Annotated in this window: 5 protein-coding genes; 1 reads left to right on the forward strand and 4 read right to left on the reverse strand. The window is 65.3% G+C overall.

What is annotated here, in order from left to right; genetic code table 11:
• On the forward strand, positions 1-579 hold a 579-nt coding region (locus VIP82_RS04275; protein WP_331906043.1), incomplete at its 5' end, for a TetR/AcrR family transcriptional regulator.
• A gap of 153 nt (positions 580-732) precedes the next feature.
• Here VIP82_RS04275 and VIP82_RS04280 read toward each other — a convergent pair.
• The 4 genes from VIP82_RS04280 to VIP82_RS04295 all read right to left on the reverse strand — a co-directional run.
• Entirely contained in the window at positions 733-1,899 is a 1,167-nt protein-coding gene (locus VIP82_RS04280; RefSeq protein ID WP_331906044.1) for a thiolase family protein, read from the reverse strand.
• 202 nt (positions 1,900-2,101) lie between these two features.
• Complete coding sequence (locus VIP82_RS04285; RefSeq protein WP_331906045.1) at positions 2,102-2,899, reverse strand: strictosidine synthase; 798 nt, start codon at positions 2,897-2,899, stop codon at positions 2,102-2,104.
• Positions 2,900-2,939: 40 nt separating this feature from the next.
• The gene (locus VIP82_RS04290; protein WP_331906046.1) at positions 2,940-3,800 is read right to left on the reverse strand and encodes an alpha/beta fold hydrolase; all 861 of its coding nucleotides are present in this window, start codon (positions 3,798-3,800) and stop codon (positions 2,940-2,942) included.
• A gap of 43 nt (positions 3,801-3,843) precedes the next feature.
• Positions 3,844-4,290 (reverse strand): zinc-binding dehydrogenase (locus tag VIP82_RS04295; RefSeq protein ID WP_331906047.1); only part of this gene is annotated, 447 nt, incomplete at its 5' end.

The raw sequence follows: 4,290 nt of genomic DNA on the forward strand, positions 1-4,290 counted from the left end.
GGGCGACGCGAGCGGAACAAGCAGGCCAAGCTCGAACGCATCATCACGGCCGCCGACGAGCTCTTTGCCGAGCGCGGCGTGGACGAGGTCACCACCCAGCAGATCGCCGATGCGGCGGATATCGGCACCGGCACCCTGTTCTTGTACGCGAAGACCAAGGGCGAGTTGCTGCTTCTGGTGCAGAACACCCACTATGTTGCTGCGCTGGAGCGCGGACGGATTGAGGCCGCGGGAGCGTCGAACTCCCTGGACGGGGTGATGGCGTTGGTCGCGCCGATCGTGGCGTGCAACCGCGTGCAGATCGGCAACGGCCGCACCTACCTGCGGGAGATGGTCTTCGGCGACCCGACCGAACCCCACCACGCGGAAGCGCTGTCTATCGTCGCGCAAACCGAGAAGGCCATCGTCGGCATCCTTACCGATCTGGCACGGCTCTCTGCACCTGAGGCCTCGACACTGGCCCGGGTGATCTCAGCCATCCAGTTCCTGACTATGGCCTCCAGCGAACACACTGACAGCAGCATCGATGAGATCGTCGACGCCATCCGCACCCAGGTCGCCGCGATCCTGCCGCGCTGATCCCCACACCCCTGCCGTACTCGACACCCTCCGGGCCGTGCTGTCGGCCGCGCAGCGATCACGCTGGCCGCGTTGATAACGGTGGTGGCTCTACTTCTATCTCGACAGACTGCCCGGTCTCATACGAGACCGGGCACGTCGCAGGAAGGACACTCAGACTCGTTCGATGATGGTGGCGTTGGCCTGCCCGCCGGCCTCGCACATCACCTGCAGGCCGTAACGGCCACCGCTCTGTTCGAGCACGTTCACCAGCGTGGCGGCCAGGCGCGCACCGGACCCGCCAAGGGGGTGGCCGATCGCGATCGCTCCGCCATTGATGTTCACCTTCTCCAGCGGCGCCCCGGTTTCGGCCTGCCAGGCGAGCACCACGGACGCAAACGCCTCGTTCACTTCGAATGCGTCGATGTCATTGATGCTCAGTCCTGCGCGGGCGAGCACTTTCCTGGTGGCGGGGATGATCCCGGTGAGCATCATGATCGGGTCGTCCCCGGCAACGGCGAAAGAATGTACGCGTGCACGGGGGCGCAGGCTGTACCGTTCGGCGGCTTCGCGTGAAGTGACGAGCAGGGCCGCGGCGCCGTCGTTGACCGGTGAGCTGTTGCCCGCGGTGACCTTCCAATCGATCTGAGGGAACCGCTGCTCCCACGCCTCGTCCTGGAATGCCAGGCGCAGCCCGGCGAGGGATTCGTTCGTCGTGTCGGGCCGGATGGTCTCGTCGACATCGAGCTGGTTCACAGGAACGGTCTCCCCGGCGAAGCGGCCGTCTTTCCAGGCCTGTGCGGCGCGCTGGTGGGAGGAAGCGGCGTAGTCGTCGAGCTGGGCGCGGGAGAAGCCCCATTTCGCGGCGATCAGCTCCGCCGAGATGCCCTGTGGGATGAGCCCCGGCGCGTACCGTTCGGCGACGGTGGGTCCGGCGAAGTTCTTCCCGGCGAACTGCGACCCGATCGGGATGCGGGACATGGACTCGACACCGGAGGCGACCGCGATGTCGTAGGCGCCGGCGATAACGCCCTGCGCGGCGAAGTGCAACGCCTGCTGGCTCGACCCGCACTGCCGATCCACGGTCACCCCGGGCACGCTCTCGGGGTACCCGGCGGCCAGGAGCGCCCACCGGGAAGTGTTCCCTGCCTGCTCGCCGACCTGCCCGACCGCGCCGCTGATCACGTCGTCGATGACGGCCGGGTCGATGCCGGTGCGTTCCACGAGCGCGCGCAGTGGGACAGCGTGCAGATCGACGGGGTGGATCTCGGAGTAGGCGCCGCCTGGTTTGCCTTTCCCGAGCGGGGTGCGGACGGCGTCGACGATGACAGCTTCAGTCATGAGCATGGTTCCTTCTAGAGTGGGGGTGCAGCGGGTGATCCACTGAAGTGTGAGCATCCACAGTGATGGGGTTTATCGGATGACGTAGACGATGGTGCGCCCGTGCGGGGAGATCCGGGCCTTGCGCGAGTCCGTTGGCGAGGGTGCGCGACCCAGCTCCGCCGACCCTGTAATCACCGAGATCGATCCCCGCCTGGGCAGGTCAAGCCTCGTAGTGAGGCAGGACCTCACCGTTCTTCACGTAGGTGAGTGCGGCCTCCACGTCGTAGGCGTGGACCGCGGACACGTGCGGCGCGAGCAGCTCGGTGAGGTGTCCGGCGTGTTCGGTGTAGAACGCTTCGCGAGCGTGATCGTCGGCGAACCCGACGATCACGGAGGCGTGCAGGTGCTGGTCCTCGGGGTTGTCGTGCGCGACGTTCGGGGTGTCCCACGTCTTCTCGTTCCACGGCAAGAACACCTGCGTGCGCAGCTCTTTCAGAACCCCGGTCGCGATGAGCGCGGGGGTGAGCTCCTTCTTGAGGAACCTGTGGAACCCGACGGCACCTTCGTCCTTGCCACGGCGCAGGTAGATGATTGCCCGCGAGCCGGGCTTCTGACCTGGGGCGACGTCGTACCAGCGGGAGGTTCCGGGAGGGCCCGCGTGTAGAAGGGTGCGGCGGAAGATGTTGATCTCGTCCTCGAACGCCAGCGCCGTCTGCTTGCGTCCCGCCAGCGGGGAGAGTGCACTCTCGAAGGTGACTTCCGCGATCCCGTCAATCTTCCGATCGTCGGGGATCGTCGTCTCGACACCGGGAGTCTCGGGCCAGCGGCCGGGGTTGTTCTCGGCGAGGTGGATCTGCCGGTACTCATAGAGGCCGGGAGTGGCTGCGATGATGCCGGAGTGCGGTCCCTTCCAACGGTCCATGCCGACCGGGCGGGGTTTGTCGGTGCGCATCCACAGCAGGATCGAGGACGTGAAGTGCTTCGACACGTCTGGTTTCGTCGTCGTGGTCTCGCTCATGGTCATTCCTTCCGTTCGTCTCGTGTGCTCTCGATGGGGGTTACGGAGCGAGGAAATTCGCGGCGATGGGGGCGAACTTTTCCCAGTATTGGAAGATCCCGCCGTGCCCGGAATTGGGGTAGATGATCAGCTCACTTCCTGTGATCCGCTGGTGCAGGTCCTCGGACAGCACGGAGGGAACCATGCGGTCGTTGTCGCCGTTGGCGATCAGCGTGGGCTGCGTGATGATCGAAAGGTCGGACGGCGTGGAGCGTCCGAAGCGCTGAATCGCCTTGAGTTGGGTGCTGAACGCCTTGTTCTTGATCGGCTGGTCGCGATCGATCGTGCGTTCCTTCAGGCGCTCCACGAACGCCTTCCCGGCCTGCTTGCCGACCGTGTCGCGGTTGAAGAACAGGAACTCCTTCGGATCCGAACGGGTGATCACCGAACGGAAGATGTCCCAGTAGGTGACACCGACGACCTTGTCCATGTCTTTCCCGCCGCGAGGCCCAGTGCCGGTGAGCACTAGCTTGCGCACCAGCTCCGGGTGCTTGACGACGACGTCTTGCGCGATCATTCCGCCCATGGAGAAGGAGAAGATGTCGATCTTGTCGTAACCGAGACCTTGGGTGATGAAGGTGTAGGCGTCATCCGCGGCCTCCTCGAGGGTGCCCGGGACGTTGCCGCTGGAGGCGCCGACGCCCTGCTGGTCGAACGTGATGACGCGGCGGGTCTTCGCGATCGCGTCGACAATGCGTGGGTCCCAGTTGTCCAGGGTCGCGGCCAGGTGCACGAAGAACACCACGGGGATCTCTTCCTTCGGGCCGAGTTCGCGGTAGGCGAAGGTGATGCCGCCGGCCCGGAGGGTCTTCGCTGGTGCTTTCGCGTATGAGGTGATGACGGGTTCGCCGGTGGTACTCATGAGGGTTTCTCCTTGGGTGGTGTTGGTGTTGAATGGGCCAGGGTTAGGGGCCGGTGATGACGACTTTGCCGCGGATACCGCCGGCGGCCAGCGACTGCAGGGCCTGCGGGGTCTGTTCGAATTGGAACGTCCTGCCGACGATGGGGCGGATCGCCCCATCGTCGACGAGCTGGGCGATTTGACGGAGTTGTTCGCCGTTGGCCCGCATCAACAGGAACTCGTAGCTCACTCCGGCCTTCTTCGCCTGGCTGCGGATCTTTTTGCTGAGGCCGGCGACCGCTAGGCGGAGCACCGGGTTCAGTCCGGCCTGCTTCGCGAACGTGGGTGTCGGCGGACCGGAGATTCCGATCGCCTTCCCGCCGGGCTTGAGGATGCGCAGTGACTTGGTGAGGTTCTCCCCGCCGAGCGAGTCCAGGACGAAGTCGTAGCCGGACAGTTCCTTTTCGAAATCCTGGGTGCGGTAATCGACCACGACGTCCGCCCCGAGGGT

Source organism: Microbacterium sp. (assembly GCF_036566905.1).
Lineage (GTDB): Bacteria > Actinomycetota > Actinomycetes > Actinomycetales > Microbacteriaceae > Microbacterium.

Excerpts from the sequence above, each read along its gene's own strand:
- VIP82_RS04290 (WP_331906046.1), bottom strand. The coding sequence starts at position 3,800 with ATGAGTACCACCGGCGAACCCGTCATCACCTCATACGCGAAAGCACCA.
- VIP82_RS04280 (WP_331906044.1), bottom strand. The coding sequence starts at position 1,899 with ATGACTGAAGCTGTCATCGTCGACGCCGTCCGCACCCCGCTCGGGAAA.
- VIP82_RS04285 (WP_331906045.1), bottom strand. The coding sequence starts at position 2,899 with ATGAGCGAGACCACGACGACGAAACCAGACGTGTCGAAGCACTTCACG.